A 1,167-nucleotide genomic window follows, 5' to 3' on the forward strand; every position below is an offset into this window, starting at 1 on the left:
AGCTATGAATCGCTTCATGATCGAATTCGGCGATAGAGTTAACCGATAACAGGACGGCTAGTTACACAGAATTCCGGACAGACTCAACCCTTCAGCAGCAAGTCGCATTGATCTCGGACCATATTTACGATTAATGCCATCAATAAGTTTCATGACTTTTTCAGAGTTCTGTCGAAAATTTTTCAAGCAGTTAAAGCCATCCTATTTTTGGGTGTAGTTAAGCTGCAAGTTCATAAAACTGCTTCCAAGCAGGTATCTCTCCCCTATGTTCCATCTGTCCTTTTAAGCATCCGGTGCAATTCAACTCCTGTAATCGTTGCTTCTGCGGATTCAAATGATTTAAATCCAAGTGTATATTTTGTAATATTTTTGATACCGCGATGGTCTTGTTCCACTATGTTAGTGAGATAGTTTATTCGCATTATCTCAATCAATAAATGCCAGAATCCATAAATAAATAATAGGTTATTGATTCGTTCCAGTGCTGCGGTATTTGAACCTGATTTATCAATATTTACCTTCTGTGGCAGACCAGTAGAACCCATGGCTTTTTTGGAAAACTTCAATACAGCAGAGCGATCTCGAGTTTCTGAAAGCATAAAATCAATGGTTTTACCTTCCTTGTCCACCGCTCTATAAAGATAACACCACTTGCCACTAACCTTGATGTAAGTCTCTCCATTTTCCAAGACCTACCTACAGGTTTCTTACGTTTTCTGAATGCTTCTTCCAGTTGCGGCGCATAGTAAACTACCCATTTTTGAACCGTTGAATGGTCTAGTGCTGTTCCTCGCTCAGCCATCAGTATTAGGTCTTTTTGGAAAATGGCGCCCCTTGAATTTAATCATATCCTCTACTCTATTTTGGATTTTAGGGCGCGATTATAGGTTAGCCAGATTATTTTCGACACAACCTGATTTTATTGGTTGGCCCACTAGGACTTGAACCTAGGATCAACGGATTACGAGCCTGTTTCAGTGAGTGTTGAATGTTTTATGGTGAACATCAGGAGATTACTGTTTTCTAATCAAACTTCGACACGTGTTCGACACAGAAAAACGATAATTGGCTCTTTCTCATCTGAGGGGGCACTTTAATCTAAGTTAGAGTAATCTAACTCCTTGATTTGACGATCAAAAGGAGATTAAAGTGCCGAAGTATGATCTT

At 39.5% G+C, this 1,167-nt stretch carries 1 protein-coding gene and 1 pseudogene; both read right to left on the reverse strand.

Annotated features, from left to right (window positions below):
* Positions 1–57: 57 nt before the first annotated feature.
* The gene (locus Lrub_RS15225) at positions 58–153 is read right to left on the reverse strand and encodes a DUF4113 domain-containing protein (RefSeq protein ID WP_420324349.1); all 96 of its coding nucleotides are present in this window, start codon (positions 151–153) and stop codon (positions 58–60) included.
* A gap of 64 nt (positions 154–217) precedes the next feature.
* Positions 218–848 (reverse strand): annotated as a pseudogene (locus Lrub_RS07570) (IS6 family transposase).
* Positions 849–1,167 lie beyond the last annotated feature (319 nt).

The sequence above is a fragment of the Legionella rubrilucens genome (assembly GCF_001468125.1).
GTDB classification, from domain to species: domain Bacteria; phylum Pseudomonadota; class Gammaproteobacteria; order Legionellales; family Legionellaceae; genus Legionella_C; species Legionella_C rubrilucens.